This window comes from Sorangium sp. So ce367 (assembly GCF_051520455.1).
GTDB lineage: Bacteria > Myxococcota_A > Polyangia > Polyangiales > Polyangiaceae > Sorangium > Sorangium cellulosum_B.
In genome coordinates, this window is the sequence record NZ_CP150334.1 from 8,463,685 (window position 1) to 8,489,291 (window position 25,607).

The following is a 25,607-nucleotide window of genomic DNA, read 5'->3' on the forward strand; positions in this document are numbered from 1 at the left end:
CTCTCCTCCAGGTTCGCCAGCCGGGGGCACGCGCTCCCGAGCCGACGGGGGCCTAGGATGCAGCAGCCCAGGCGGCGCTGTCAAAGTAGCTCGTCGTCCGACGACCCGACCCCGGGCGGCGGCGCGAGGGGCGCGGCGGGCACAGGGGTGGTCGCGCCGGGCGCGCCGGCGGCAGGCCGATCCGCTTCCTGGCGCGCCGCGGCGAGGGCGGCGAGCCCCGAGAGGAGCGGGAACGCGACCAGCGCGTAACGCCCGGCACCGAAGAACACGGCGTGCGTCGCCGCGGTCGCAGCGAGGACGGCGAGCGCGGCGCCTACGAGCACCGGCGCCCGGAGGAGCGCGCGACCCTTGAGCAGCGCGAGGCCGAGGAGCGCGAGGTAGCCAACCCATGCGTGGACGTGCAGCGCGGCGACGACCCCCAGCGCGAACAGCGCGAGCCGAGCGATGTCGAGCGCGCGGTGCGCGAGCGAGGGACGGCGAGCTGCGCCGGGCGCCTGCGCGGGCCTGCGCGCCGCCCACACGAGCGCGGCGAGGAGGACGACGCGCTCGAAGACGGTCTCGACGGCGCCGAGCGCGACCTTGTCGGCCTCGCTGAACGCCGACGGGTTCGAGGCGTGGAGGTACCACCCGGCCGCGCCGCAGTAGTCGAACGTCGCCGCGAGCTTCCTGGGCACGAGCCCGAGCCATTCGCCCGGGTGCTCCGCGATGTACCGGCGCGCCTCACGGCCGAAGCAGGCGTCCTTGCCGGCTTCGTCGAAGACCTCGCGGCACGCCTCGGGGACCTGGACCGGCGCCCAGGCGCCGGTGGACGCCGGGTCCGCTCCGATGAGGAGATTCCATCCGCCGTTCACGCTCACCAGGGCGCACTGGTTCATCCGCAGGCAGTTGCGCGCGGTCCAGGGCGCACACACGAGGAGCGCCGCGATGACGGCCAGCAGGACGGGCGCCGCGCGCGCGGCAAGCGAGGGGAGGAGCCGGGGAGCGCCTGCAGGCGGAGAGCCCGAGAGGGCGAGGCCGGCGAACAGGGGCGCGAGCAGGAGCGCCTGCGGGCGGACGAGGGTGGCGGCACCGATGAGCAGCCCGATGACGGCGAACGGGGCCAGCGCGGGGCGGCGCTCGCGCGCCCTCGCGGACGCCCACGCCGCGCAGGCGACGAGCGAACCGGTGACGCCCTCGGTCATGAGCGCCGGGGTATACGCCACGAGCCCGGGGTGGAGGGCGACGAGCCCGCCGGAGAGCGCCGGCACGGCGCGCGAGCGCGGCGCGGCGCGGGCCGCCAGGCGATGGACGGCGAGCGCCGCGAGCGCGCCGAGCACGGCGTTCAGCAGCATCGCGACCTCGGGGTGCGCGCCGAGCAGCGCGTACAGCGCGCCGACCGCGCCCGGATAGCCCACCGGGTAGTGCGCGGCGTACGTGACGACGCCGTCCGGCCATAGCCACGTGTAGCCGAGCCCCGCCGCGATCCGCTCGGCGATGCGCTGGTAGTACGCCCCGTCGGCGGTGGGCGGGAAGCGCCCGGCCGCCCAGGCGACCATGGCGAGCCGCGCGGCGAGGGCGAGCGCGAAGATCGCGCCCGCGTCGCGCCGACGCGCGACGACCGAGGCGCCGTCGCTCATGACGAGCGCGCGAGCGACAGCGGGAAGCGCGCAAGCAAGCCGGTGGCCCGCAGCGCCGCGACGACCTCGCACGCGGGCAGACCGACGACGTTCGAATAGGAGCCGTCGATGCGCGCGACGGCGAACGCGCCGATGCCCTGAATCGCGTAGGCGCCTGCCTTGTCGAGCCCCTCGCCGGTCGCCGCGTACGACGCCACCTCGCCGTCGTCGAGCTCGCGGAAGCGCACCCGCGTCACGACCGTCTCGGCGTGGAGCGCCTCGGCGAGGCCCGGGGCGGGTGCCGTCGCGACGTCGGCCCGATCGCCGCCGGCGACCGCGAACCGCGTCCAGACCTGGTGCTCGCGGCCCGAGAGGGCGCGGAGCATGGCGCGCGCGTCGACCTCGTCCCGCGGCTTGCCAAGGATGGAATCGCCGAGGATGACCGACGTGTCGGCGACGAGGATCGCGCCCGCCCCGGCCGCCTGGCGCAGGCGCCGCGCGGCCGCGAGCTTCGCCAGGGTGACGCGCTCCAGGTAGGCAGCGGCGTCCTCGCCGGCGCGCCCCGCCTCGTCGACCTCGGCTGCCGCGACGCGGAGAGGCAGGCCGAGCGTGGTCAGGATCTCTCGCCGGCGCGGCGAGCCGGAGCCGAGCAGGAGCGGGTGTGAGTCGTCGATCATGGTCGTGCGGACGCCGGCGGCGCCGGCCCCGGCCGGGCGTGGTCCTAGCACGGCGCCAGCGCGACCGCGGAGCACGACGCAATCCAACGCAATCCGACGCAAACCCGGCCTCGGACGCCAGCGGATCGCGACGCGTCGATTGCTCTTTTGACTCTCCCCCCGGCAGTAGTAGAGGGTCGGGCGCGATGCGCGCCAACCGGAGGGAGCCTGCACGATCGAGCCTCCCGCTGCTGGTGGCGTCCGGGGTCTTCATGACGGCCCTCCTTCCGGGGCCGGTGCGCGCGGACGAGTGCGCGCCGGCCAGCGGGCTGTCGGGCTGTATCGATGCTGACAACCTCTGGCCTCACGCAGGCGGCGGCCCTTTCTTCGCCGTGGGGAGCACAGGGACGGCTCCGAGCGCGAAGGCCTCGTTCGGCCTCGTGGCGAGCTACCTGTCGCGGCCAGTGGGCCTGCGCACCGCCTCGCCCGACCCCGAGGGGACGGTCATCCATGCGCTGGACAACATGGTCGACGCGACCTTTCTGGCGTCGTTCGGGATCACCGATCGCCTCGAGGTCACGGTCGCCGCTCCCGTCACCCTGTACCAGGACGGGGCAGGCTTCTCCGACGTCCTCGGCACCGACACGGAGCTCCAGCGCAGCGTGATGCGCGACGCTCGCCTGGGCGCCGCGCTCGCGATCGTGCCGCCGGCCCAGCGTGGTCCGCTCGATGGCTTCTCGCTGGCAGCGCGCCTCGATCTGGGCGTGCCGACGGGCGACGGGTCGGTGTTCGCCAGCGCCGGGACCGTGACGCTCGCGCCGAGCGTCACCGCAGCGTACCGGCTAGGCAGGCTCCTGCTCGCGACCGAGATCGGGGCCCGGCTCCGTGGCTCGAGCACGCTGATCGACGCCGAGGTCGGCCCACAGCTCCTCGGCGCCCTCGGCGCCTCGGTCGACGTGCTCCCGGACCGCTGGCTCACGGCGTCCGCGGAGGCGTTCGCCCTCTACACGCTCGCCGAGCAGCCCGCCGGAGCCCCGGCGCTGGTGCCGGCGGAGTGGATCCTCTCGGCCACGAGCGCCCCGCTGCTCGCAGGCGACGTCTCGCTGTCCGCGGGGGGCGGCGGCGCCATCCCGTTCGCCTCCGGCGGCGCGCTCACCGCGCCGCGCTTCCGGTTCAACCTGGGGCTCCGCTATGCGCCGACGGGGCGCGATGCAGACGCCGACGGCGTCCTCGATCGCGACGACGAGTGCCCGCTCGTCGCGGAGGATCGCGACGGCTTCCGGGACGACGACGGATGCCCCGATCCCGACAACGACGGCGATCGGATCCCCGACGGTCGCGACAGGTGCCGGGACGAGCCCGAGACGATCGATGGCTTCCAGGACGGCGACGGCTGCCCGGATGCAGACGACGACAGCGACGGCGTCCCGGACGACGCCGACGCCTGCCGGAACGCCGCCGAGGACCGCGACGGCTTTCAGGACAGCGACGGATGCCCCGATCCCGACAACGACGGCGACGGGATCCTGGATGCGCGCGACACGTGCCCCATGGGCGCGGAGGACGTCGACGGCTTCAAGGACGACGACGGATGCCCCGATCCCGACAACGACATCGACCAGGTCCCTGACGCCAGCGATCAGTGCCCGGGCAACGCCGAGGATCGCGACGGCTTCCAGGACGACGACGGCTGCCCCGAGCGCGACAACGACGAGGACGGCGTGGCCGACGCGGCCGACGCATGCCCCGTGACCGCCGAGACGATCGACGGAACGAACGACGCCGACGGCTGCCCTGAGCCTGCCGGCAGGTCCTTGCCGCGGTGGTCCGGCGATCAGGTCGTCCTCGACGGCCTGGCCCGCTTCCCGGCAGCGAGCGCCCGCGTGCCGCCGGCCCTCGCGGCGCAGCTGGGCATGATCGCCCAGCTCATGCGCGGGCGCATGCCCCTCGACATCGTCATCGTGGAGGCCTACGCCGATCGTCAGGGCGATCAGTCCACGCGCGCCCTCGAGCTCGCGGGCGCGCGCGCGAGCGCCGTCAAGGAGCTCCTTGCAACCGCGGGCTTGCCGGCGGACCGGATCACGGCCGCCGCTGGCGACCCATCAGCCAAGCGCGCGCCTGGCGCGCCCCAGATCGAGGTGACGGCGACCCGCGCTCGGCGCTCTGAAGGAGCCCCGGGTGCTCCGGGCGCAGCCCCCTCGACGACCGGAGAAAAGAAACAGCGATGAATGTCCTCGAGGCACGCCGTGCCCGCCATTTGATCATCCGCCTCGACCGGGGCGAGGAGCTCCCTGCAGCGCTGGTGCGCGCCCTCGATGAGGCCGAGGCGCGCGCCGGCTGGATCGAGGGGGTAGGCTCGCTGGAGAAGGCCGAGGTCGCGCTGTTCGATCAAGCTTCCCGCACCTACGCGAAGACGCGCGTCCTCGACGGCCCGTGCGACGTGGTGGCGCTCTCGGGGAACATCGCGCTCCAGCAGGGAGAGACCTCGCTTCGGCTGTCGGCCACGCTGGCCCGCGAGTCGGGCGTCGGCCTCCAGCTCGCCGCCGGCGAGCTCGTGTGGGCGCGCGTCTACGGGCTCGAGCTCCGCGTCACGGCGTTCGACGATCTGCCCCTGGTGCGGGTGTTCGACGATCGAACGGGCGCGATGCAGCTCGCGACCCAGTCGTCCGCCATCCCCGCGCTCGCGGGCGAACCGCCCCGCCTGGCGCCTCCGGTGCACGCCGCGGAGCTGCCGCGCGCGACGCCCCCGGCGCCCGCCGTGGAGCCGCCTCGCGCGACGCCTCCGGCGCCGGCCATCGAGCCGCTGCGCGCGACGCCTCCGGCGCCCGCCGTGGAGCCGCCGCGCGCGGCCTCGACGGGCTCCGCGGAGCTCGCCGCCGCGCCGCTACCGCAGCGCCCGACCCGTCCTCGCCAGGAGGACGAGCTCTATCCGGAAGTGGGCGACAGCGTGACCCACTTTCACTTCGGCGACTGCACCGTGATCAGCTCGGACGGCGAGCGGATCCGCCTCCGCCAGGAGCGCGACGGCCGCGTGCGCGAGGTCTCGCTGACGATGCTCCGCATCGAGCCTCCCACCGTCGACGCGGCGACAGGCAGGAAGCAGTTCCGCCTCGCGCGGAAGAACTGAGAGCGACCGCGCCACCTCGTCGAGAGGTGGCGGACGGCGCCTGCGCGCTCAGAAGACGCGCTGGGCGATGTGGATCGAGTCCCCTGCCTGGAGCGGCACATCGGGGATCTTGTTGTCGATGATGTCCTCGACCGAGACGGTGGTGAACACCGTCTTGCCCTGAGACTTCCTGCGGATCGTGACCCGATCCTTGTCCGCGATGCTGTTGAACCCTCCCGCCATCGAGATGGCGCGGAGCAGCGTCATGCCGGGCTGGAGCGGCAGGGACCCGGGCTTCTGCACCTCGCCGAGCACCTCGACCCGCTTCGAGTTGTACTCCTTGATGCTCACGCTCACGCTGGGATCGGTGAGGACCTGCCCTTCCATGAGCTTCGCGCGCACGAGCTCCGCCACTTCCTGAGGCTCGAGGCCCGACACCTTGAGCCGCTTCACGTAGGGGAAGTCGACGGTGCCATCCGGCGCGACGGTGAACGTCGAGGGCAGCTTGTCTTCTCCGACGATGCGGAGCTCGAACACGTCGCCGACCCCGATGGTCGTCGCCTCCACCGGCGGAGGCAGGTTCGCTGGCTGGGGCGTTCGCGACGAGCACGCAGCGAGCGCCAGCGCGAGCACGGCGGCGGTCCACCGACCAGCACGCCGCATCACATGAACCAGCGCACGCCCAGGTAGGCTTCGAACTGCTGCCATCCGAGGTAGTTCGGCGTCGTCTCGCCGGCAGGCGTCAGCGATGTGCTGCTGATGTTGTTGCCGTAACGCAGCGTCGAGTTGATGCCCAGCGAGTCCCCTATCCGGTACTCGCCGAACAGGGACGCGTCGACGCGGACGTCTGTCCAGGGATCCGCAGATGTGGAGGCGGCCCCGTTCCCCGGAATCGCGGGATACACGTGGGCAGCCACGCCGCCGTCGGCGATCAGCAGAAAGCGTCCGCCGAAGAAGTAGGTGAGCTTGAGGTAACCGCGATCGCGCTCGTAGTAGGTCGAGAGATAGCTGTCGTGGAAATCGCGCGTGAAGCCGGCCGACAGCGACGACAGCGCGAGCGTGGCCGCCTCGGGATCGGCCGACGGGTTCGGCGTCAGGTACCACTTCAGCTCGAGCTGGCCGATGACGCTGTCGAAGTCGTGCACCTCGGCCTGGCTGTCTGACGTGTAGAAGCTCGCGCCCCAGCCGGCCATCGCGAGGAGGCCAAACGACGACGTCACGAGGCCGTTGATGCCGAGCTGCGCTCGCAGGGGATGAGAGGAGAGCTGGGCAGCCGGGTTCGGGTAATTCACGAACCCGAGCGACGCGTCGTAGATGAGCGCGGTGCGGGGCAAAAAGCGCCAGCGACCCCGCGTCCGGATCGTGTGGTGCAAGTTCGTCAGGCTGTCGAACTCGTCGACCTCGAAGAACGTGCCCAGGAAGCGATAGCCTAGCCGCCAGTCGAGCAGCCCCCCGCCCGGCGTCCACACGAGCTCCGCCCCCGCGTCGGCGTGGACGCGCCGAAAGCTCTGGTTGGAAATCCCGAGATCCGAAGAGGCGATGGTCCGGCCGAGCGACGCATCGAGGATCCCGGACCAGGGGCGCCGGGGCAGGATCGTCAGCTTGGCGTCGAGCAGGCCGCCGATGTTCCGCTGCTCACTCAGCCGGTCCTTCCCTACCTCGCTGCCGGACACAGGGAAGAACTCTTCATAGGTCGCGGCGATGCCGGCGCGAAACTCGACGTCCGGCGGCGGCGCGTCAGGCGTCACCTCGTAGCGCTGCTGGCTCAGCGTCGAGAGCGAAAACGACGGCGTGATACGGAGCCGCAACGAGCCAACAGGCCCGAGATCATCGAGGCCTGCATAGTCGTCTTCGTCTCTGCGGAAGAAGTTGGAGTCATAGCCGAACTCCGCAGCGACTCCGGGATGCAGCTCGAGATCGCCGGTGCGTATCCCGATGCCCTCGGTGTAGCGCCGGTCCTTGAGCCACGGCTGATCCTGCGCCAGGGCCAACGCCGGGGACAGAGTGAGTGTGACTGCGGCAGCGGCTATGGTTTCACGAAGTTTCATCGCCTATTGGGCAGTGGCAATCCGAGAGAGGCGGTCGCCTACCGAAAACAGCTACTGCACGCAGGCGGCTCGATGATGATCTGGCTGACGGGATACTCGGAAGGATCGTCCTTGGGGAGGTTCGGATCGATCGTCGCCGTCACGGCGCTATCGCCGATAAAGCCCGCTTCCTGTCCGATGCACTGGTTGGCCTCGGCCGTCAGCTGCTCGGTCCGCTGCCGCAGCACCGTCAGGATAGTGAACTCATGGTTGGAGAGATCGACGTCACGCCGATTCACGGCGAGCTCCAGGCCCTGCCGCCGCTCGCGGGCGGAGCGGATGGCGACATCGATCTGATTCAGCTTGTCGTCAAGACAGAGCGTCTTCACGACGTCGCGCTGCGACCGGGCCGTCTCCAGCTGGCGACGAACCGACGTGCGGGCTCCGTCCATCCGGGCGAGGGAGGTCTCGCTCTGCGCGAGCTGCTCTGCGGGCGAGAGCGTCACCTGCCGCGCGAGGCCGGCGGAGGCGTCCGGCGGAGGCGCCGTCTGCGCCTGCGCAGCGGCGATCCCGTGGCCGACAACGACCGAGATCAGCGCCACTGCGGCGAAGCCAGGGATCTGTTCACGCTTCATCGAAGCCTCCGGAAGTCAGACCCGCGCAGTATAGGTGCGGGCAGACGTAATTGTCAAAACGCAATGAACATGCCGAGCAGCCAGCAGCGCGCGTCCGTCGGGAGCCCCCGTACGGCGCTCTCCCCGTTCGATGCGCGACGTCAGCACGCCATTCACGTGCAAGCGAGGAGAGAGGATTGCGTCTTGTTCACGGACCCGGAAAGCATCGGGGGCTATTGGCTCACGAAAGTGACAGGAATCACAACCGTCGCGCCGCCGCCCTCGGGCGGCGCGAACTGCGCGCTCTGGACGCGCGCGACGACGCACGAGACCACCGTGCCGGACAGCCCGCCGCCGCCGGAGGGGGTCGCCGAGAGCACCTCGCCGTTGGGGCCGATCTTCGCTGTGATCCGGACCGACCCCTTCATGCTCGGGTCCTCTTGAAGACCTTTGTTGTAGCAACGGCGGAAGCCGGCGGTCATACCGGCCACGACGGAGGGCGCGTTCGAGACGCTCCCGCCGGAGACCGCGGCGCCGCCCACCTGGGCGTTGCCCACCGGCCCCTTGACCGTCTGTGCCGAGCCGGCCGTCGCGGGGCCGCTGGTCCCGGTGTTGCCAATCGTGGCGAGGCCGCCGCCGCCGGCCGCGCCAGGTCGCACGGTGCCACCCCCGGCGCCGCCCATGTTCAATCCCGCCACACCGCCCTTGCCGACGCCGGCCCCTGAGGCGGCCGCGTTTTCGAGCAAGCCGGTGGGCACGTCGCCCGAGCTCAGGACGCTGGCGGTCGCGTTCCCGCTCGAGTTGAGCGCGCCCAGCATCTGCATGTCGAGCTGCGCGAGCTCGTTGGTGAGCGCCGACGCGCGGGCGTCGCTCATCCCGCCAGAGCCCTTCCCCGGGCTGGCAGCCGCCGCCCCCTTGTTCCCACCGCCAGCGGCCTTCGGCGCTTCGGCAGCAGGCGCCGCTGTCGCGGCCGGCGCGTCGACGTCCTCCTTCGGCTGCTCCACCGGCGGCGGGGGCAGCTGCTTCACGGACTCGAGCAGCTGCGCGACGTCGATCTCATCGTCGACCACCGGGTCCATCCAGTCGGAGTAGATCGACCCCACGGCGCCGAAGTGGAACAGGAACGAGAACGCGGCGATGATCGTGGTCGTCCAGTCGATGTCGTTCGCGATCCCCGACCGCACCGAGACGGGCAGCTGCGGCTTGGGCTGCACCGGCGGCGGCGCGACGAACTGGAAGAGGAACGTCGTCTCCCCCACGACGAGCTTGCCGCGCGCCTCCTCGCTGAGCTGGACCTGGTAGGCCTGGACATTGCCGACCGCCACGCGCTTGGCCGACGACTTGAGCGCGGAGAGCTCGGAGACGCCGCCCTTGAAGGCGACCCGACCGGTCATCCCGTCCAGGAAATTGAGGAAGTACTCGCCCCCGACGAGCTCGAACACCCGAAAATTCGGCGGGATGCTCTTGCTCGGGATGACGAACATGCTCTTTTCGCTGGGGCCGATGGTGACGTGGGTGCGCTGCTTGATGACGCGCTCCTCGATCACCTTTCCCCCCTGAACCAGGCCGATCCTGAGCACCTTCGGGCCGGTCACCGGTGCGACCGCCCGCATGACCGCGGTCATCTGCCCGGGCTGCCCGGGGCGCGACGGGGTGGGGTGCGGGGGCTGCTGGGTCATTCCAAAGGACTCCGGGAGAGGGGGGACGAAGCCGGCGCTGATCGCGATCGCGCGCGGCTCACGGAGCCGCGCCCCGGGGCCGGGCAGGCCCCGGGCCCGGATCCGCGAGCGACGCGCCGCGCAGCGGAGGGCACCATAATTTGCGAGGGTACACGGACAGCTCGGGGCGGTCCAGGAGAGCGCGCGGCGCTCACCGGGGCGCCCGGCGAGAGCGTCGAGGCGATCCGGAAGGGCGCCGTGGGGCCCCGACGCCATCGGCGCTATCGGCGTTATCGGCGCTATCGAGTGGTTCCAGGGCGACCCGCACGAGCGCGTCGATCGCCTCGCGCCCTCGCGCGGCAGCGGCGCGGCCGGCCCGCCCAGCGGCCGCGGATGCGATCGCGCCGGCGCCCCCCGCGCCCAGGACGAGCGCGATGACCGAGGGCCCGGCCTGGGCGAGGTACGAGAGCGTGGCCAGGAACAGCGCGGCGAGCGCCGACAGGCGCGCCGCCGCGCGCGGCCACCCCGCGCCGGCGTCGAGCCGCTGCTCGATCTCGGCGAGGAGCTCGTTCGCCGCCGCGATCTTCGCGCGCGGGTCGGCGGCGGCCATGACCTCGAGCGCGAGGCGGCGCTCCCAGCTCTCCGGCGGCGACCGCCTCGCGAGCTCCGCCAGCCGCGCCTCGCCGGGCAGCGCGCGGAGCGAGCGCGCGAGCGACATCAGGTCGCCGCCGGTCGCGCGCGCGACCTGCGCGGGGTGCTTCCACGAGATCGCGGCGCAGGCGGCGCTCGACGCGATCGACAGCGCGCTCAAGAGCACGGCGACGGCGGACACACCGGCCGCCTAGAACGGCTCCTTGAAGATCGCCTGCTCGATGCGGTCGAGGAACGGCTGACGCAGCTCGGCGAGCGTGAGCTTCGGCTGGATCCGGCTGACGTCGACGGCCGCGATGGGCTTCTGGATGCGGCCCGTGATCGTCACCTCCGCGAGCGTGATGACCCCGCGCTGCTTGCCCTTCTCCTGCGCGCTCGCCGGCGCGCCGTGGCCGAGGATCGCGAGCAGGACCGAACCCAGCGCAAGTGCCTTGTACATGCTCATGGTCTCCCTCACGTGTCGGTCGCGGCGTCGGCGACGCCTCCATCCGGCGCGGCGGCAGGAGGAGGAGCCGCGGGCTGAGCCGCGGCGGCAGCCGCGTTCAGCTCCCCTTCCTTGAGCTTGGCGCGGTTCAGGAGCTCCTCCGAGTCGTCGCGCTGGCCCTTGTTGCGCAGCTCCTGGAACCTCGTCAGCGATTTGATCGCCTCCGCCACCTGCTGCTTCGGCGTCATGCCAGGGACGGCCGGGGCGAACAGGTAGAGCAGGCCGAGATCGTAGTGGACCTGAGCCAGGTTCGGATCGCGGGCGAGCACCCAGTCGAACTCGCGCTTCGCGTCGGCGTAGCGCTCGAGCAGGCGGTACGCGTCCCCGAGGTTGAGGTGCGCGGCGACGTGCTCGGAATCGAAGCGGACGGCGCCCTCGAGGAGCGGCAGCGCCTCCTGCGCGTTGCCCGCCTCGAGCAGGTAGGTCGCGAGCTGCACCCGCGCCTCGACGAGATCAGGGCGGCGCGTCACCGCCTTGCGGAACTCCTCCAGCGCCGCGGCGCGCTGCCCCTGCTCCCGGTAAATCAGGCCGCGGAGCAGCAGCGCCTCGGCGTTGTCCCGGTCGCGCGGCGGGTTCTCGCTGACCGGCTCGAACCCGTCGAGGATCGCCTGGAGCGCGTACAGCGCGAGATCGAGGCGCCGGTTCCTGTAGTGATCGCGGGCGATGATCACCATCGCCGGCCGGTAGTCGGGGTTGATCTTCAGCGCCTCCTGCGCGATCCGCTGGGCAGAGCCGGTATCCCGCTGGAGCGACTTGACCTCCGCGAGCGTCGCCGCGACGGCCGCCGACTTCGGCATCTGGCCGCGCTTCTCGCTCAGGAGCCGCTCGGCCTCGCCGAGCTGGTTCTTCCTGGCGAGGAGCATCGCGTACGCGATGATGGCGGGCTCGTAGTCCGGCACGAGCGTGAAGGCCTGGCGGTAGCTCGCGCCGGCGCCCGCGTCGCGGAGCCGCTCCTGCACCACGCCGAGCGAATAGAAGGCCTGGTGCGCGCGCGGATCGGCCTGCGTCGCCTGCCCGAACTGGGCCCTCGCGTTGACGAGATCGCCGGTCGCGAACGCCTGCAGGCCGCTCTGGTAGAACGCCGCCGCCCGGGCGTTCATGGCCGGCGCAGCCGTCTGGGCGGGCAGATCGTAGGGGCGCGCAGAGCTCGGCATGTCGTTCATGCCGTACGGCGCCTGGGCGGGCGCGGTCGCGGCGGGCCCCGCTGGAACCGTGGGCACCTTGGGCGGCGGCGTCGCCTCCTCGCCGCAGGACGCGAGGGCGAACGGCGACATGACCGCGAGCAGGCTGGCGAAGAGGGTGACAGGGAGGCGGCGCATCATGGGACGACCGGCAGGGGCAGGGGGAGGCCGTCGGGCGCGAGCGGCGGGGTCATGCCGGGCCGCGTCCGGAGGAAGAGGCCATCCTTGTACTCGAAGGGGCGCTTCGTCTCGGGATCGATGACCCCCTGGCTCCACTCGCGGAGCTTGGCGTCGCCGAGGATGTCCGTGAAGAACGCGAGCCGCTGGATCGCGAGGTCGACCGCTGGATTCCGGACCTTCCACGCCTTGGCCCAGACGACGGACTCGACGTAGAACTTGACCATCGCCTTGTCGGCGTCGGTGAGGAGCCGCTCGCGCGCCGCGCGCCATTGCTCGCGCCGGTTCTGCCGGAGCGCGTCGGCCGTCTCCTGGAGATCCTCGCGATCGCTCGTCTCGGCGAGCTTGAGCAGCTTCTCTTCCTTGTCCGTGTACAGCCTCAGCCCCGGCGGGCGGGCGTTGTAGAGGCCGGTGCGGCAGGAGTCGTAGAGCGAGCCCTGACGCGCCCGCGCGGCCACCGACCACGACCGCGACTCGTAGGCGGTGATGACCTCCTGGAGCTCCTTCCAGTACCTGTCGTTGGCCTTGGCGAGATCCGCCTCGAAGGCCCGCTTCACCTGATCGATGACCCCCTCGTAGCGGTGGTGGCCGGTGTCGTAATCGAACTCGGCCTTGATGCGATCGTCGATGGCCTTGTAGGCGCACTCCGCCGCCATGTCGGCCTGCACCGAGCCGAGGGCCTTCACCTTGTCGCCGGTCGCCGAGCTCCGGAAGGACGTGAACGCCGTCATGGTGTTCTTGCACCAGTCCCGCGCCTTCGGATCGCCGCCGGCGGCGCGCATCTTGGACGCATGGTACGCCGCCTGGACGACATACCCGCTCGCGGCCGGGTTGTTCTTGTTGGCCGCGTAATAGGCCTCCATCGACTGCGTGGCCTTGGTCCGGGCGGCGCGGTTCGGGCCCTCGTCGGCCCCGCGCTCGTCCCAGGCCTTCAGGTCCGCCGAGGCGACGAGGAAATCGATGTCGGCCTTCTGCTCGGGGGGCGGGTTCAGGCTCATGAAGGTGGCGCGCGAGGCGGTCATCTTGTCGCGCTCCCCGATGTTCGCGTAGAGCAGCACCGAGTTCCTCGCGGCGTCCCGGCGCGCCGCCTGCTCGAACCGGCCGTTGCGAGCGATGGTGTCGTAGGTCTCGGCCGCGCTGCGGTAGTTGAAGAAGAGGACGTACGCGGCGGAGAGCGCGTCGTAGGCCTGCTTCAGGTACTTCACCCGGTCGGCGTAGCGCTTCGGATCGGGGTTCTTCGGAGGGTTCGCGCCCGGATCGCCCTTCTCGAGCTTCGACAGGTTCTCCTCGCTGCCGTACTCCTTGATGAACAGGGAGTACATCGCGATGGCCTGGTCGTAGTCGCCCACCTGCTTGTAGCAGTAAGCGCCGTTCATGGCGGCCTCCGGCGCCTCGTCGCGGGCCGGCGCCTTCTCGAGCGCGACCTTGTAGAGCGCCGCGGCCTCGCGCCAGGCGGCGACGCGCGCGGGGCCGTCCGGCATCTTCTCGGCCTTCTCGAAGGCCCGGGCGGCGTCGATGTAATAGCCGCGGGAGATCGTCGGCCGGGCGATGTCGCCCTCCTTCAGCTTCTGCTCCTCGCTGACGGCGCAGCTCCGCGTGAGCGCCGCCTCGGCGAGCTTGCGGCTCTGCTCGACGTTGTTCTCGAGGTTCGACATCGTCGTGAGCCGCTCCCACGCCTTGTAGCCGAACTCCGTCTTGCCGCACTGCGCTTCGTAGATGGGCTCCATCCGCTTGCGCGCCTCGGCGAACTGGCCGTAGAGGAAGTAGTAGTCGGCCGCCTGGAACGCGTAGAGGTCGATGTTCTTCGGGGCGTCGAGCGCGGGAGGGACCCGCTGGATGTACTCGTCCCGCGCGGTGACGGCCGCCTGGACCTGGGGGGGCAGCGGCTCGGCGACGACGCGCTGCTGGTCGCCCTCGCCGACGATCTTGACCTTCTCGCGCGGCTCGATCCCCTCGGCGCCGCTCGTTCGCTGGAAGAGCTTGTGTCGATCCAGGAGCGCCTGGTGCGCGGTGTCGACGACCATGTACGCCGCTGGCTGCAGGTACTTGTCGTCCTCGTTGGAGTCCCGCACGCCGACCGCCGAGCTCCTCGCCTGCTCGATCTCGTGCGTCGCGGGCGAGCGATCCATCGCCACCGTGATGACCACGACCATGTGGTGCGCGTCGGCGAGCCAGTACCGGCTCTCGTACGCGTCCGGGGCGTTCTCGTCCTGAGCCAGGTAGCCGGCCCAGCCCTGCGCGGCGAGGCGGTACTCGCCGAGCGCCCGCTCGAAGATCGGGTCGCGCGTCTCCTTGTCGTCGACCGTCAGCGCCTGCTGCACGAGCGCGCTTCCGGCGTTGGTGTGATCGGCGGCAGCACGGCGCAGCCCGCCGCGCACGAGCCGCTCGGCGGTCTGGATCGCCTCGGGATCGTCCTTGTTCGCCTCGACCCACGGGGTCGTCCCGACGTACTGGGCGAGCTTCGTGCGCGCCTCGAGCGCCTTCGCCGAGTTCATCGCCCGCTCGGCCGTCCCCTCGCGCGACTGCGAGGTGAGCGTGTCGTAGATGTCCGCGATCTGGTTCTGGACCACGGGCGCGTCGCGGTGCATCGGCCACTTCTTGAGGAGGATCTCGCTCACCTCGATCGTGTTCCGGTACTGATTGAGCTCCTTGAACTCCAGCGCGAGCGCCTTGTAGATCTCGACCGTCCACTTCTGATCCTGCGGGATCAGCTTGGGATCCTGGACGCGCTCGATGGCGATCCGCATCTTCTGCTCGGCCATGCGCGGGTCGGTCTCGACGTCGAGGACGTCGTTCCGCGGGACGTAGGGCTCGTCCGGTCCGGGGCCGACGAAGTCGAGGTACGTGAGCGAGCCGGCGATGTAGGTGTACGCCTCGGCGCGGAAATCCGCGCCAGGATCGCCCGTCAGCTTCTCCTGTTCGTCGGTGTAGCGGAGCAGCTCGATGAACTGGCGTACCGAGGTCTCGTAACGCTGCTGCTTGAAGTACGTCCAGGCGAGCTTGTACATCGCGACGCCGTGGACAGGGGGCTTCTTGTACTTGATGGACTGCCGGTACGCCGACTCCGCCCTGTTGTAGTTGAACGGGCCGCCGGCGCGGTCGATCTCGTTGAAATGGTAGTCGCCGATCTGCCACCAGACCTCGGCGATGTAGCGGGGCTCCGCGCCGAGCGCCGTCTTCTGCGGGATCGGCTGGCAGTCGTCCGGATACGGATCGACGTACGCCGTCTCGTCCTCGGTGACGGGCGCCCGCCCCCGCGCGCCCTTGCGCGTGCCCTGGAGCGCCCGGCCGCCTGGCGTGGACCCGATGGGCGTCGGGTGGCGCGCCTCCCAGCCGGTCCAGTAATCGTTGTCGTGGTCCTGCGGGAGCTTGCCGACGGTGTCACGCGTCGGATCCTTCGGGTCGACTTCGACCGGATAGGGATACTTGGTGTGGCACACGAGCGAGCGCCACACCTGCTGCGCCTCGGGGAACCGGACCGAATCGTTCAGCGCATGGCCGAGGTAGTAATAGATCCCGGCGAGCTCGCGGTACTGAGGGAACTCGCGGATGACGCGCTTGTAGAGCGCGATGGCCGGGAGCAGCGCGACGCTGAGATCCTCGCTCGCGTCAGTGTCGGTGCGCGCGCGCTCCTCGTAGAGCGCGGCCAGGCGGAACATCGCGTCGGGCGTGTTCTCGGGGTGGGCGTTGGGGCCGCTGTAGCGCTCGACGAACACCTCGAGCCTGCGGATCGCCTCTTCCCGGGCGTCGCGGAGCCCCTTCCTCTCGATCTCGATCTCGCGGTCGAGCGACGAGAGGATGCGGCGGCGCCGGTCCTCGTAGTGGTGCTGCACGATGCGGGTGATGGCGCTCCGGTAGTCGCGCGCCGCCTTCTCGTAGGCGGCCGCCTCCTTCTCGAGCGCGGCGAGCGCCGCCAGCTGGGCCGGCGTCGGAGGAGGAGGCGGCGGCGCCTGCTTGCGCCCGACCGACATCGGCGGCGCGAAGGGTTGCACCGCCGGCGCGGCCGGCGCCGTGGCGCCAGGCGGGGTCGGCGCAGACGCGGTCGGCGCAGCCGCGGCGCCAGGCGCAGGCGGGGTCGGCGCAGACGTGGTCGGCGCGGCCGCGGGGACGGCAGACGCCGCCGGCGCTGGCTGGCCACCCGGCTGGGAGAGCGCGAGCGGCGCGACCGCAAGCACCAGGGCAAGGCTGGCAAACCCGAGCGCGCCGCGCGGGCGACGGCGCCCCGCTCGCACAGCGCCGAGCGGCGCGCGCGCGACCGCCGGTCCGAGGATCTGCGCCCCTGCCCCTCTTCGCGGCGCGCCAGAGATCTGCGGCGCGCTCGCGCCACCACGCTCCTTGCTCACTTCTCGTCCTCCGGATCGCCGCTGTCGTCGAGGACCTCGTTGAGCTCCTCCTTGAGGACCCGATCCTCACGGGCGCGCTCGACCTGCAGGCTGCGAACGCGCGTCATCTGCTCCTCGCGGACCTCCCACGCCTCCTCGGTGATGCCGACGTCGGCGCGCAGGATGATGTTCTTCAGCCGGTCGCGGACGAGGCCGAAGTTTCGCATCGCGACCTCGCCGACGACGAGGCGCGCCTCCCGGTCGAGCCCATCGAGCTGCACCGAGTAGTGAACGACGTTCGCCGTCTCCCGGCCGACGATCTGCCGGAGCCCCGAGGACTTCTGGGCGACCTCCCCCTCGATGTCGCGGAGCGCCGCCTCGACCCTCGCGTCCGCCGCGTCGCCGGCCCGGAGCACCGGCGTGATGCGCTGCGCGTACGCGGCGAGCTCCGCACCGCCGGCGCCCGCCGCGGCCAGCTCCACCTCGCGCGTCAACGCGTCGCGGTGGGCCTTGCGCACCTGCGCGTCCTCGATGAAGCGCTGATCGCCGAAGCCGACCTGGACCCGGCCCGCGCTGACCTGCTTGCGGAGCACGTCGGCCTGCTGGCGGTAGAGCGCGAGGTCGCGCTCGTTCTGGGCGAGCTCGATCTCGAACCGGGCGATGCTCGCGGGATCCCGGACGACCCCGGCGTGCGGGCCATCGCGAAGGAGCCGCCTGAGGCCGTTGACCGTCGCCTGCAGCGAGTCCATCTGCAGCGTGAGCTGCTGCAGGCGCTGCGACTGGGTGTTCCACTGCTTGAGCGCCTGCGCCTCGCGATCCTGGAAGTCGGCGTCCGTGACGGGAACCCGCGCGAGGCGCTTCTCCAGCGCCCTGCGCCTCGCGCGCGCGCCGCCGATCTCGCCCGAGAGCGAGTCGTCCTCCACGTCGTCCATGCCCTGGCCGAGCGCGCGGCGCGCCAGCGCGACCCGGTTAAGCAGCGCGAGCGCCTTCTCCTCGCCGGCCTTGAGCTCCGGGAACGCGCGCACCCGGTTGGGCGAGCTGAGCACCGCGTTCAGCTTCTCGATGAGCTCGTTCGACTGCTTGATCAGCTCGCGGCAGTGATTGATGTCGTCGATCACCGCGAACGCGGCCGGGCCGTCCTCGGCCTCGCGCGCCCATTGCACCGCCAGCGGCGGGAGCGAGGTGGTCGTGTCGAGCGCCTCGAGCTGCTCCTGGCTCAGCTTGTCGTAGTAGACGGCGGGATCGCTCGTCGAGCCGAGGAACGCGTCCACGCGCGCGCGCATCGGGTCGTACGTGGCACGCACCCCCTCGTACACCTTCAGCGCCTTCTCGAAGCGGCCCGCGCGCAGCATCAGGTCGCCGCGGAGCAGCGAGCCGTCCGCGATGTTCTGGCTGTCCGGCTCGGCGATCGCGAGGATCTCGAGCGACCGCTGGGCGCGATCCACGTCGCCGAGGCGGACATACACCCACGCGAGCTCGTAGAGCATCGTCCCGAACTCGGGCGAGACGCGGTCGATGTGGCCGTAGGCCTGCACGGCCTGGGACCACTGGTCGGCCTCGTAGAAGAGCCGCCCGATCGCGAGCCACGCGAGGTCGATGACGCGCCGGTGCTCCGGGGTGTCGGCCGGCAGCTGCGTCACCTTCTGGAACAGATCGATCGCGGCGACGTAGCGGGTCTTGGGCACCGCCGGCGGCGCCTCGCCCTCCTTGAGCGGCTCGGGCGGGGGCGTCGCCTCCTTCACCGCGATCAGCCCGAGCAGGTACCTCGCCTGGTGGAAGTACTCGCTCTGCGGATCGACCGCGCCGAGCGAGGCCTTCGCGCCGCCGAAGTCCTTCTTCACGTAGAGGCCCTTGCCGCGCGCGTACGCGAGGGCGCTCCCCGCCGTCGAGGCCGGGACGCTGTTCATCGACGCGAAGACGGCGTCGAGCGCGTCGTAGTCCTTGATCCGGAGGCAGATGTCCACGAGCCGGCCGAGCGCCTTCGCCTGGTAGGCGGCGAAGCGCGGCTCGGCGCCGCTCGCGACGATCCGCTGGAAGACCCGGCGGGCCGAGAGGTACTGCTTCGAGCGGAAGTACGTCTCCCCGAGCAGCGTGAGCGCGTCCGGGAACGCCGTCGGATGGTCGGGGTACTTCTCGACCACCTGGTTCAGCACGTTCGCCGCCCGCTCGTAATCCCTGGAGCCCATGAGGAGCTGGGCATCCGCGATGCGCTGGGCCGGCGTGCGCTGCTCGCCGCGGGACTTGTGGATCGCCGCCTGGATGGCGCCCAGCCCGGAGGTGACGCTGCCGATCTGCTGCGAGGCGCTCGTGTAGGCGCGCTCAGCGTCCAGGGCCCACGCTTCGGCGGGGGCCGCGGTCGTCGCCGCGCCGAGCGCGAGCACGCCAAGCAAGGCAGGGAGTACCCGCGATCCGGTGTCCCAGGTCATGGTGGCTTGTCCTAACGAGCTCGAACCTACTTCCCACCCGCGGCGGCGGACGGCTGCCCGGGAGCATCCGAGAGGCCGCTCACGATCTTCTCGACGAATCGGACGGCTGGCCGCTCTTCGAGCGGGGTCGTGACGCCGCCCTTCTCGAACGCGACCGCCTGAAGGTTGATGGTCTTGCCCTCGACCGCCGTGAAGGAATGGCTGGAGCGCACCTCGAAGCGGTAGCCCCGGAGGTAGGAGAACACCCCGTAGCCGTTGCCCTGCAAGTTCACGAGCACCTGGAGCGTGTGATCCCCCGGCGGAACGGAGCCGTTGAAGATCGGGATCTCGGTCTGCTCGGCAAGGGCGCCCGACTGATCGGTCTTGTTGTACTGGACGGCCCCATCCAGGACGATCAGCACGCGCGTGACGCGGAACGCGGACGACAGCTCGTTGTTGAACCGGATCGCGGCGCGCGAGCCGGCGCCGCCGCCGGAGAGGATCGTGTCGCTGAGGAGCGAGAGCCGCGTGTGGCTGCGGCGGATCTGCTCCTTGAGCTCGTCGATGCGCTGCTCCAGATCGCGCAGCCGCACCGCATAGGTCGGACCATCCATCGCCGGAGCGGCGGCCGCGCCCGCGGCCGGGGCGCTCGTCGGGGCAGCAGGCGCCGCCGGGGCGGCCGTCGCGCCGGCAGCGGGGGCGACCGTCGCGGCAGGCGCCGCCGCCCCCGCAGCCGGCGCGCCCGTCGCGGAAGCAGGCGCGGGAGCGGCTTTCGCTCCGTTGACAGGCGCAGCGGGGACAGCCGGCGCTGTGGAGGCCGCCGGCGCCACAGAGGCGGCGGGAGCGGGAGCAGCGGCCTTGCCCGCCGCGCCGCCCGGGGCCTGCGCGAAGGCGGGCATCGACATCAAGAACGAGGCTCCCACCCCCACTGCCAGCATCCTGATAAGTCGCATCGAAAGGTAACCTCGTGGTTGAACCCTCGTCAGCAGAGGGGGGCGACCTCACGCCCGGTGCCGGGGAGTCTAGTGGCGGCAGGCTTCCGAGCGCAACGACCTGGACACCTGCCTCCTCCTCCGGCGGCCGCCGGCGCTGCGGGCGAAGGGGGCTCGCTCGCTCGGGGGCGGATCCGCTAAGGTGCGCTTGTGTCAGGGGAAGGAGTGCTCCTCAGATCTTCGAGCCGCGCCGCGCGTCCGATCCGACGCCGCGGCCGCCGCCGCGAACACCCCGCTGCCCGGGCCGCCGAAGGAGCGCCGCTGAGGCTCGGCCGCTCCGGGAGCTAGGATGGTCCCGATTTCTCGAGAGGAGGTCACGGACGAAGCCCTGATGATGCGCTTCCAGGGCGGCGACCGCGCGGCGTTCGCCGGGCTCGTCCGGCGGCACAAAACGTCCATCTACAACTTCATCCTGCGACAGGTCCGCGGGCCTGCGATCGCCGAGGATCTGGTGCAGGATGTGTTCGTGAAGATCGTGCAGAGCGCCTCCGACTTCAAGCACGAGGCCAGGTTCACCACCTGGGCGTTCGCCATCGCGCGCAACGTCTGCATCGATCACCTGCGCAAGATGTCGCTCCGGCGCCACCCGTCGCTCGACCAGGGCTCCGGGGAGGGCGGCGATGGCCCGACGCTCGGCGAGCGGACCGCGGACCCGGCGCCCCAGGCCGCGGTGGACCGGGTCGCGATCGGGACCGAGATGGGGCAGCGCATCGTCCGCGCCGTCGAGGGTCTCCCGCACGAGCAGCGGGAGGTCTTCCTGCTCCGGGAGATCGGGCACGTGCCCTTCAAGGACATCGCCCACATCGTGGGGGTGCCCGAGAACACGGTGAAGAGCCGGATGCGCTACGCCCTGGAGCGGCTCCAGGAGGCCCTCTCGGAGTACGAGGATTACGCGAGGGCGCTGCGCTAGCGCTCCGGAAGAGCTGTCTATGGACTGCGAGAAGTTCGACCAGCACGTGATGGACGCGCTCTACGACGAGCTCGACGAGCTGACGTATGCGGCCATGAAGCGGCACATGGACGGCTGCGCCCGGTGCGCGTCGGCGTTCGCGGGGCTGCGCGCGGCCCGCGACGTCGGCGCCTTGCCCTTCGAGGAGCCGAGCGAGGAGCTCGAGGCGCGGATCCTCGACGCCGTCGAGGTCGCGCAGAAGAAGACGCCGTTCCGGCGCAAGGCGCTCCGCGCGCTGGCCTGGGCCGGCAGCCACGCGATGCGGCCGCAGCTGGCGATGGCGGCGCTGTTCGTGCTCGTCATCGGATCGAGCCTGCTGCTGCTGCGGCCGAAGACGGGCGTGGCGCCGGTGCGGGTCACCGAGTGGGGCCAGCCCGCGTCGTCGGATCAGCACGAGGCGCCCCGCGCCGCCGCGCCTACCCCCACGGCCGTCGCGATGGAGGAAGGCGACGGCCGGCGCTCGGCCGAGGCCAAGGCGAACGAGGCGCCCAGGGCGGAGGCGGCGAAGGAGAAGAGCGCGCGTGCGTCCGCGTCCCCGGACGACGGCGCGAGCGCCGCGCTCCACGAGGCGCAAGCGCTGCAACGCAAGTCGGGCTGCGCGGCCGCCGTCGGCAAGCTCGACGAGGTCGGCGCGCAGTACCCGGGCACGCCGTCCGCGCACGCCGCGATGTGGGAGGCGGCCCGGTGCTACCAGGCCTCCGGCGACACGGCGAAGGCGCGCGAGCTACTGCTCGCGCTGCGCTCCGCGAAGGGCTACGGCGACCGCGCCGAGCAGCAGCTCGCGGACCTCGAGGCGAACGCCGCCGGCGCGCAGGCGCAGAACTCGGCGCCGGCGGCCGCCGCCCCCGCCGCGGCCGCGCGGCGCGCTGCGGCCAAGGCGGCGATGCCCGCGGCGCCGCCGCGCAACGCCGAGGAGCAAGGTGCAGCGGGCCCCGCGCAGGCGGCGCCCGCCGACGCCGCGACGTCCCGCTGACGGATTGCGGGCGCCGGCGCGGCCGCGCCTCCGCCGTCCCCGGCGCCGCGCCCTCACCGCGCGCCGCGGCGGAGCCAGCGTCAATTCGATTTCACCGGCGCGTCGCGGATGTAGGCGATCGTCCTGATCGTGCCGACGATGCGCTCGCGATCGTCCGGCGTGAGCTCGACGAAGCGGATCCCCATGCCCGGGTTCGGGTTGTCGTGGAGGGGGCGCACCTCGTTGATCCACTGCACCGTCCCCTCGAGCACGTACGAGCCGTCGACCCCCGGCGGCGAGAAGCGGAGCGTGAGCCGCGTGCCGATCGAGAGAGGCTGCGTCGTGCGGACGAAGATGCCCATCTCCGAGATGTTGGTGATGGACGCGTAGAGGAACGTGTCGTCGGTCTCGCAGTCCACGAGCCAGGTGACGTCGAGGCGCTCGGACGAGCGCCGGTCGAGCGAATCCGGGGCGGGGGCCTCGTGCTCGGCGTCCTCGCCGGGGCGATGCGCGTCGCCGTAGGCGCCGGCTTGCGCGCAGGACGGCGGCGTACCGCCCGGCGGGTCGGGCGGATGGTTCGAGTCCCCACGGCCCCCGGTCATGAGTCTGCGACTAGCCGCTTTCCGCACGCGCGTCGAGGGCGCTCGACGAGGAGAAGCACGCGTGCGTCGCCGGGCCGCGCAAGACGAGCCGCGCAGCGCGGCATGCGTCGGGAACCCCACGAGGGCAGCTCACCGCACGCGGATGACGCCGCCGCGGATGCGGTCCTCGTGCTCCGGCCCGCGCGTCACCTGAAGGCGCGTCTCACCGGCGAAGAGGCCGAAGTAGAGCGTGTAGTCGCCCGGGGTGAAGTTGGGCTCGAGCTGGAGCTCGTGGTCGTCCACGACGACGTCGCCCGGCTGCCACAGGCTCAGCGGGTAGCGCCCCTCGATCACGGGATGGTCGCCGTTGTATCGACGCTGGAACCCGTCGATGTGAACGAACATCTTCCAGTTGCCGGTGATCGGCCGGTGGACCCGGAAGTACGTCCGCAGGTGGTAGCTCTTCTGAGGGACGACGCTCGAGACCTTCCGGCCGTCGTCGTCGGTGAGCTCCCAGCCGAGCACCTCCAGCTGATCCTCGAGCATTGCGTCGAGCGGGTTCTCGGGAGCGGCGGGCTCGTCGAGGACGATACGGCCGAGCCAGCTCTCGTTCGGCCTGCCCCCGAGCTCGTTCGACGCAAGGAGGATCTGGCTGGAGCGGCCGTCGAGGACGGGCAGGTTGCGCTGGTAGCGCTTGCGAAAGAGGCTGTTCAACCGGGGCAGATCGTCGGACTTCACGACGAGCCAGCGGCGAGCGGCGGGAACGACCGGAGCGGCGACGCCGTCCACCGAGCTCCCCGCGGCGGTGAGCCAGTCGAACGCCTGCAGGACATCGGTGAACGAGGTGACCTCGCCGCCCTGGTAATAGGCCGCCGTGCGGCTCCGGACGCCGAGCGTCGCGAGCGGCTCGCCGGGCTTGCGAAGGGACTCGTAGGACGCGAAGACCTCCTTCGGCGAGAGCTGGGCCGCGAGCGCCGGATAGTACCAGAAGCTCAGCGCGAAGCCGGCGACGAGGCCGGCGAGCGGCGTGCCGACGGCGCGCGGGAGGGAGGCGCGCGCGACGGCGTGGCGGAACGCGTCGCGCGCCACGAGGAGCAGCACGGGGCTCACCGCCATCAGCATGGGCAGCGCCCACCAGGCGCTCATCCCGTATGCGGCGAGGTGGTTCGGCATCCTCGCCACGGTGCCCCACCCGATGCGCTTGCCCACGAAGAGCATCGCGCCGACGCCGACGAGCGCCGCCTCGATGACGATCAGCAGGAAGAGCAGGTTGCCATTCCAGATGCGAGCGAGCTCCGCGGCGCCGGCGTGCACCTCGTCGAGGACGCGCCGCGCCCACGCGCGGAAGCTGCGATCGAGCTCGCGGGGCTGCTCTTCGAACCAGGTGAGCGCGACGAGGCCGGCGAACGCGAGCAGGACGAAGCGCATCGCCGAGGCCGCTTCGCCCTCGAAGCTCTTCGGGAAGACGGGCTTGTCGACCGAGAAGACGCTGAGCGCCCTGTCCGGTGAGGTGACGAGATCGCGGTAGAGCACGAAGGCGAGCACGGCGCAGCCGACGGCGAGCGCTCGCGAGGAGGGGGCGCCGCGCTCGAGATCGCGGATGGCGAGCGCGGCGATGGCGGCGAGGAGCGCGGGGCCGCTGAACGGGAGCGCCCCGGCGTGCGGCGCGAGGACCGCAAAGGCGCCGTAGGCGAGCGCAGACGTGACGATCAGGGCGATCCGGACGCCGGCCTCGCGATCGAGGAGAGGGGCGATGACCTCGCCCGCTCGGTCCGCGGCGGGGGCTCGGAAGAGCCGGCCGACGGCGAACGGCAGGAAGGCGCTCCACGGAAAGAGGGCGTGGCCGAGCTGGCGCAGCGTGAGATCGAACGTGGACTCGACGGGCGGCTTCTTGAGGAGCGCCACGCCGAGGGCGCGGGGGAGCGGCTCGCCGGCGCTCGAGCTCGCGAGCACGAGGGCGCCCTGGGCCGCCGCCGCGACGCCGAGCACCAGCGCGGCGGCGCCCACGAGGTCGCCCAGCGTGGGCCCCCGGCCTTCCGGCGCGGGCCAGGCGCCGGACGTCCGGAGCAGGAGCCAGGTCAGGCCGGCGCCGAGCGCGGGGACGGCGACCCCGATCAGCAGGCCACGGCTGAGGTATCCGGCCACGACGCCGAGGATGCCCACGGCGAGCCACGCGGCCGACGCGAGCAGGGCGCCGCGCTGCGCCCCTCGCCCGCCCTCGAGCAGCGCGCCGGTCAGCCCGCAGAACGCCATCGTGAGCGCGGCCATCGTGACGATGTCGCCGAGCAGGGTGCGCGCCTGCATCACGTAGAGCGGCATCGTCACGAGCACCGCGACGCCGTACAGGCCGGCCCTTCGATCGACGAGGCGGGCGAGGAACTCGTAGAGCACGAGCGCGCCGGCGAGCCCCCACAGCGCGAGCGGGAGGCGCCCGGCCCAGTCGTGCAGACCGAACACGCGGAAGCCGAGCGCCATCGAGGTGAACCCGAGCTCTCCCATGCCGAGGTCGGTCAGGGTCGGCAGCTGCCCGGGGGCGTCCGGGAGATCCACGCCGCGCGCGCCGAAGACGTGGATGGCGATGCGGCGGGCCAGGTCGGCACGGTCGAGCTCGTAGGGGTCCCAGATGCCGCTCTTGCCGATGAGCGGCAGCAGCGTGAGGGCCGCGAGCGCGAGGGCCGCGAGCCTCGCGAGGCCGGCGCGCCCGCCCCCGGCGGCCACGCGGTCGCGGTCCATGGCCGGCGCGTCACCGATCTCAGCCGAGGGCGCCTCGAGAGGGGGCACCTCGGCGCGGGGTGGGGCTCCGCTCGCGTGCGGGTCGGGGGCGGCGGGCGGGGCTCCGCGCTGTGGGTCCCCTCGGTGGACGCTCGACATGCAGGGCATCCCCTTACCGCCTTCGCGCGCGCGTGACCACGGATCGTGGGGAAGCGTTTGTAGCCCCCCTGGGCGTCTGCTATCGCGCGCGGCGTGGTGAAAGCCCGTCCTCAGAGCGCGCCCCAGGGCGCGAAAGCGCGCCCGCAGGCGCCGAAGCCCGCCTCGGCTTCCCGCGGCCCCCGTCCTCCTGCCAAGAAAGACAGCCCAGGCAGCCGCCGGGGAGCGCAATCCAGCGAAGCCCCCCGGGCGAGCGACGCGGCGATCCCGCGAGGTCGCCCTCCCCGGCGCGAAAATCAGGCGCACGCCGACGACAGATCACGACGCGCGAGCGAGCAGGGCGGCGCGACGCGCGCTGCGGAGCCGGGCAAGGAGCGGCGGGCCGGCGC

18 protein-coding genes are annotated in these 25,607 nt (G+C 71.9%); 4 read left to right on the forward strand and 14 right to left on the reverse strand.

The window, feature by feature from the left end; all coding sequences use genetic code 11:
- Window positions 1–80 precede the first annotated feature (80 nt).
- Window positions 81–1,616: a hypothetical protein gene (locus WME97_RS32025; protein WP_437542984.1), complete on the reverse strand. Its 1,536-nt coding sequence runs from the start codon at window positions 1,614–1,616 to the stop codon at window positions 81–83.
- Window positions 1,613–2,272, reverse strand: coding sequence for a Maf family protein (locus tag WME97_RS32030; protein WP_437542986.1), 660 nt, complete (start codon window positions 2,270–2,272; stop codon window positions 1,613–1,615). Before WME97_RS32030 ends, WME97_RS32025 begins: the two co-directional genes overlap by 4 nt.
- A gap of 185 nt (window positions 2,273–2,457) precedes the next feature.
- Here WME97_RS32030 and WME97_RS32035 point away from each other — a divergent pair, with 185 nt between their 5' ends.
- Both WME97_RS32035 and WME97_RS32040 read left to right on the forward strand, forming a co-directional pair.
- A complete protein-coding gene (locus tag WME97_RS32035) occupies window positions 2,458–4,479 on the forward strand; it encodes an OmpA family protein (RefSeq protein ID WP_437542989.1) in 2,022 nt (673 codons plus the stop codon).
- On the forward strand, window positions 4,476–5,378 hold the full coding sequence (locus WME97_RS32040) for a PCC domain-containing protein (RefSeq protein WP_437542992.1): 903 nt from the start codon (window positions 4,476–4,478) through the stop codon (window positions 5,376–5,378). The genes WME97_RS32035 and WME97_RS32040 overlap by 4 nt, the downstream gene beginning before the upstream one ends.
- A 48-nt stretch (window positions 5,379–5,426) precedes the next feature.
- On the opposite strand, the gene WME97_RS32045 is transcribed toward WME97_RS32040, so the two are convergent.
- From WME97_RS32045 to WME97_RS32090, 10 genes are all read right to left on the reverse strand, one after another.
- Window positions 5,427–6,020, reverse strand: a complete 594-nt coding sequence (locus tag WME97_RS32045) for a polysaccharide biosynthesis/export family protein (protein WP_437542995.1) — start codon at window positions 6,018–6,020, stop codon at window positions 5,427–5,429.
- Entirely contained in the window at window positions 6,020–7,348 is a 1,329-nt protein-coding gene (locus WME97_RS32050; RefSeq protein WP_437542997.1) for a hypothetical protein, read from the reverse strand. Before WME97_RS32050 ends, WME97_RS32045 begins: the two co-directional genes overlap by 1 nt.
- 95 nt (window positions 7,349–7,443) lie before the next feature.
- Entirely contained in the window at window positions 7,444–8,019 is a 576-nt protein-coding gene (locus WME97_RS32055) for a hypothetical protein (protein WP_437542999.1), read from the reverse strand.
- 212 nt (window positions 8,020–8,231) lie between these two features.
- A complete protein-coding gene (locus WME97_RS32060; protein WP_437543002.1) occupies window positions 8,232–9,677 on the reverse strand; it encodes an AgmX/PglI C-terminal domain-containing protein in 1,446 nt (481 codons plus the stop codon).
- A 190-nt stretch (window positions 9,678–9,867) separates the two neighbouring features.
- Window positions 9,868–10,488: a hypothetical protein gene (locus WME97_RS32065; protein ID WP_437543004.1), complete on the reverse strand. Its 621-nt coding sequence runs from the start codon at window positions 10,486–10,488 to the stop codon at window positions 9,868–9,870.
- Between the two features lie 9 nt (window positions 10,489–10,497).
- Window positions 10,498–10,752, reverse strand: a complete 255-nt coding sequence (locus WME97_RS32070; protein WP_437293850.1) for a hypothetical protein — start codon at window positions 10,750–10,752, stop codon at window positions 10,498–10,500.
- 8 nt (window positions 10,753–10,760) lie between these two features.
- Window positions 10,761–12,113, reverse strand: coding sequence for a tetratricopeptide repeat protein (locus WME97_RS32075; RefSeq protein WP_437543006.1), 1,353 nt, complete (start codon window positions 12,111–12,113; stop codon window positions 10,761–10,763).
- Window positions 12,110–16,492, reverse strand: a complete 4,383-nt coding sequence (locus WME97_RS32080) for a tetratricopeptide repeat protein (protein ID WP_437543009.1) — start codon at window positions 16,490–16,492, stop codon at window positions 12,110–12,112. Before WME97_RS32080 ends, WME97_RS32075 begins: the two co-directional genes overlap by 4 nt.
- Complete coding sequence (locus tag WME97_RS32085) at window positions 16,489–18,897, reverse strand: tetratricopeptide repeat protein (protein WP_437543011.1); 2,409 nt, start codon at window positions 18,895–18,897, stop codon at window positions 16,489–16,491. The genes WME97_RS32080 and WME97_RS32085 overlap by 4 nt, the downstream gene beginning before the upstream one ends.
- 26 nt (window positions 18,898–18,923) lie before the next feature.
- Window positions 18,924–19,781, reverse strand: a complete 858-nt coding sequence (locus tag WME97_RS32090) for a hypothetical protein (protein ID WP_437543014.1) — start codon at window positions 19,779–19,781, stop codon at window positions 18,924–18,926.
- 376 nt (window positions 19,782–20,157) lie between these two features.
- Between WME97_RS32090 and WME97_RS32095 the strand changes: the two genes are divergently transcribed.
- A complete protein-coding gene (locus WME97_RS32095; RefSeq protein WP_012238576.1) occupies window positions 20,158–20,778 on the forward strand; it encodes an RNA polymerase sigma factor in 621 nt (206 codons plus the stop codon).
- A gap of 19 nt (window positions 20,779–20,797) precedes the next feature.
- The gene (locus tag WME97_RS32100; RefSeq protein WP_437543017.1) at window positions 20,798–21,790 is read left to right on the forward strand and encodes a zf-HC2 domain-containing protein; all 993 of its coding nucleotides are present in this window, start codon (window positions 20,798–20,800) and stop codon (window positions 21,788–21,790) included.
- A gap of 80 nt (window positions 21,791–21,870) precedes the next feature.
- Here WME97_RS32100 and WME97_RS32105 read toward each other — a convergent pair whose 3' ends face one another.
- Entirely contained in the window at window positions 21,871–22,371 is a 501-nt protein-coding gene (locus WME97_RS32105) for a TIGR02266 family protein (RefSeq protein WP_437543020.1), read from the reverse strand.
- A 129-nt stretch (window positions 22,372–22,500) separates the two neighbouring features.
- The gene (locus WME97_RS32110) at window positions 22,501–25,083 is read right to left on the reverse strand and encodes a glycosyltransferase family 39 protein (protein WP_437543022.1); all 2,583 of its coding nucleotides are present in this window, start codon (window positions 25,081–25,083) and stop codon (window positions 22,501–22,503) included.
- Window positions 25,084–25,607: the final 524 nt, after the last annotated feature.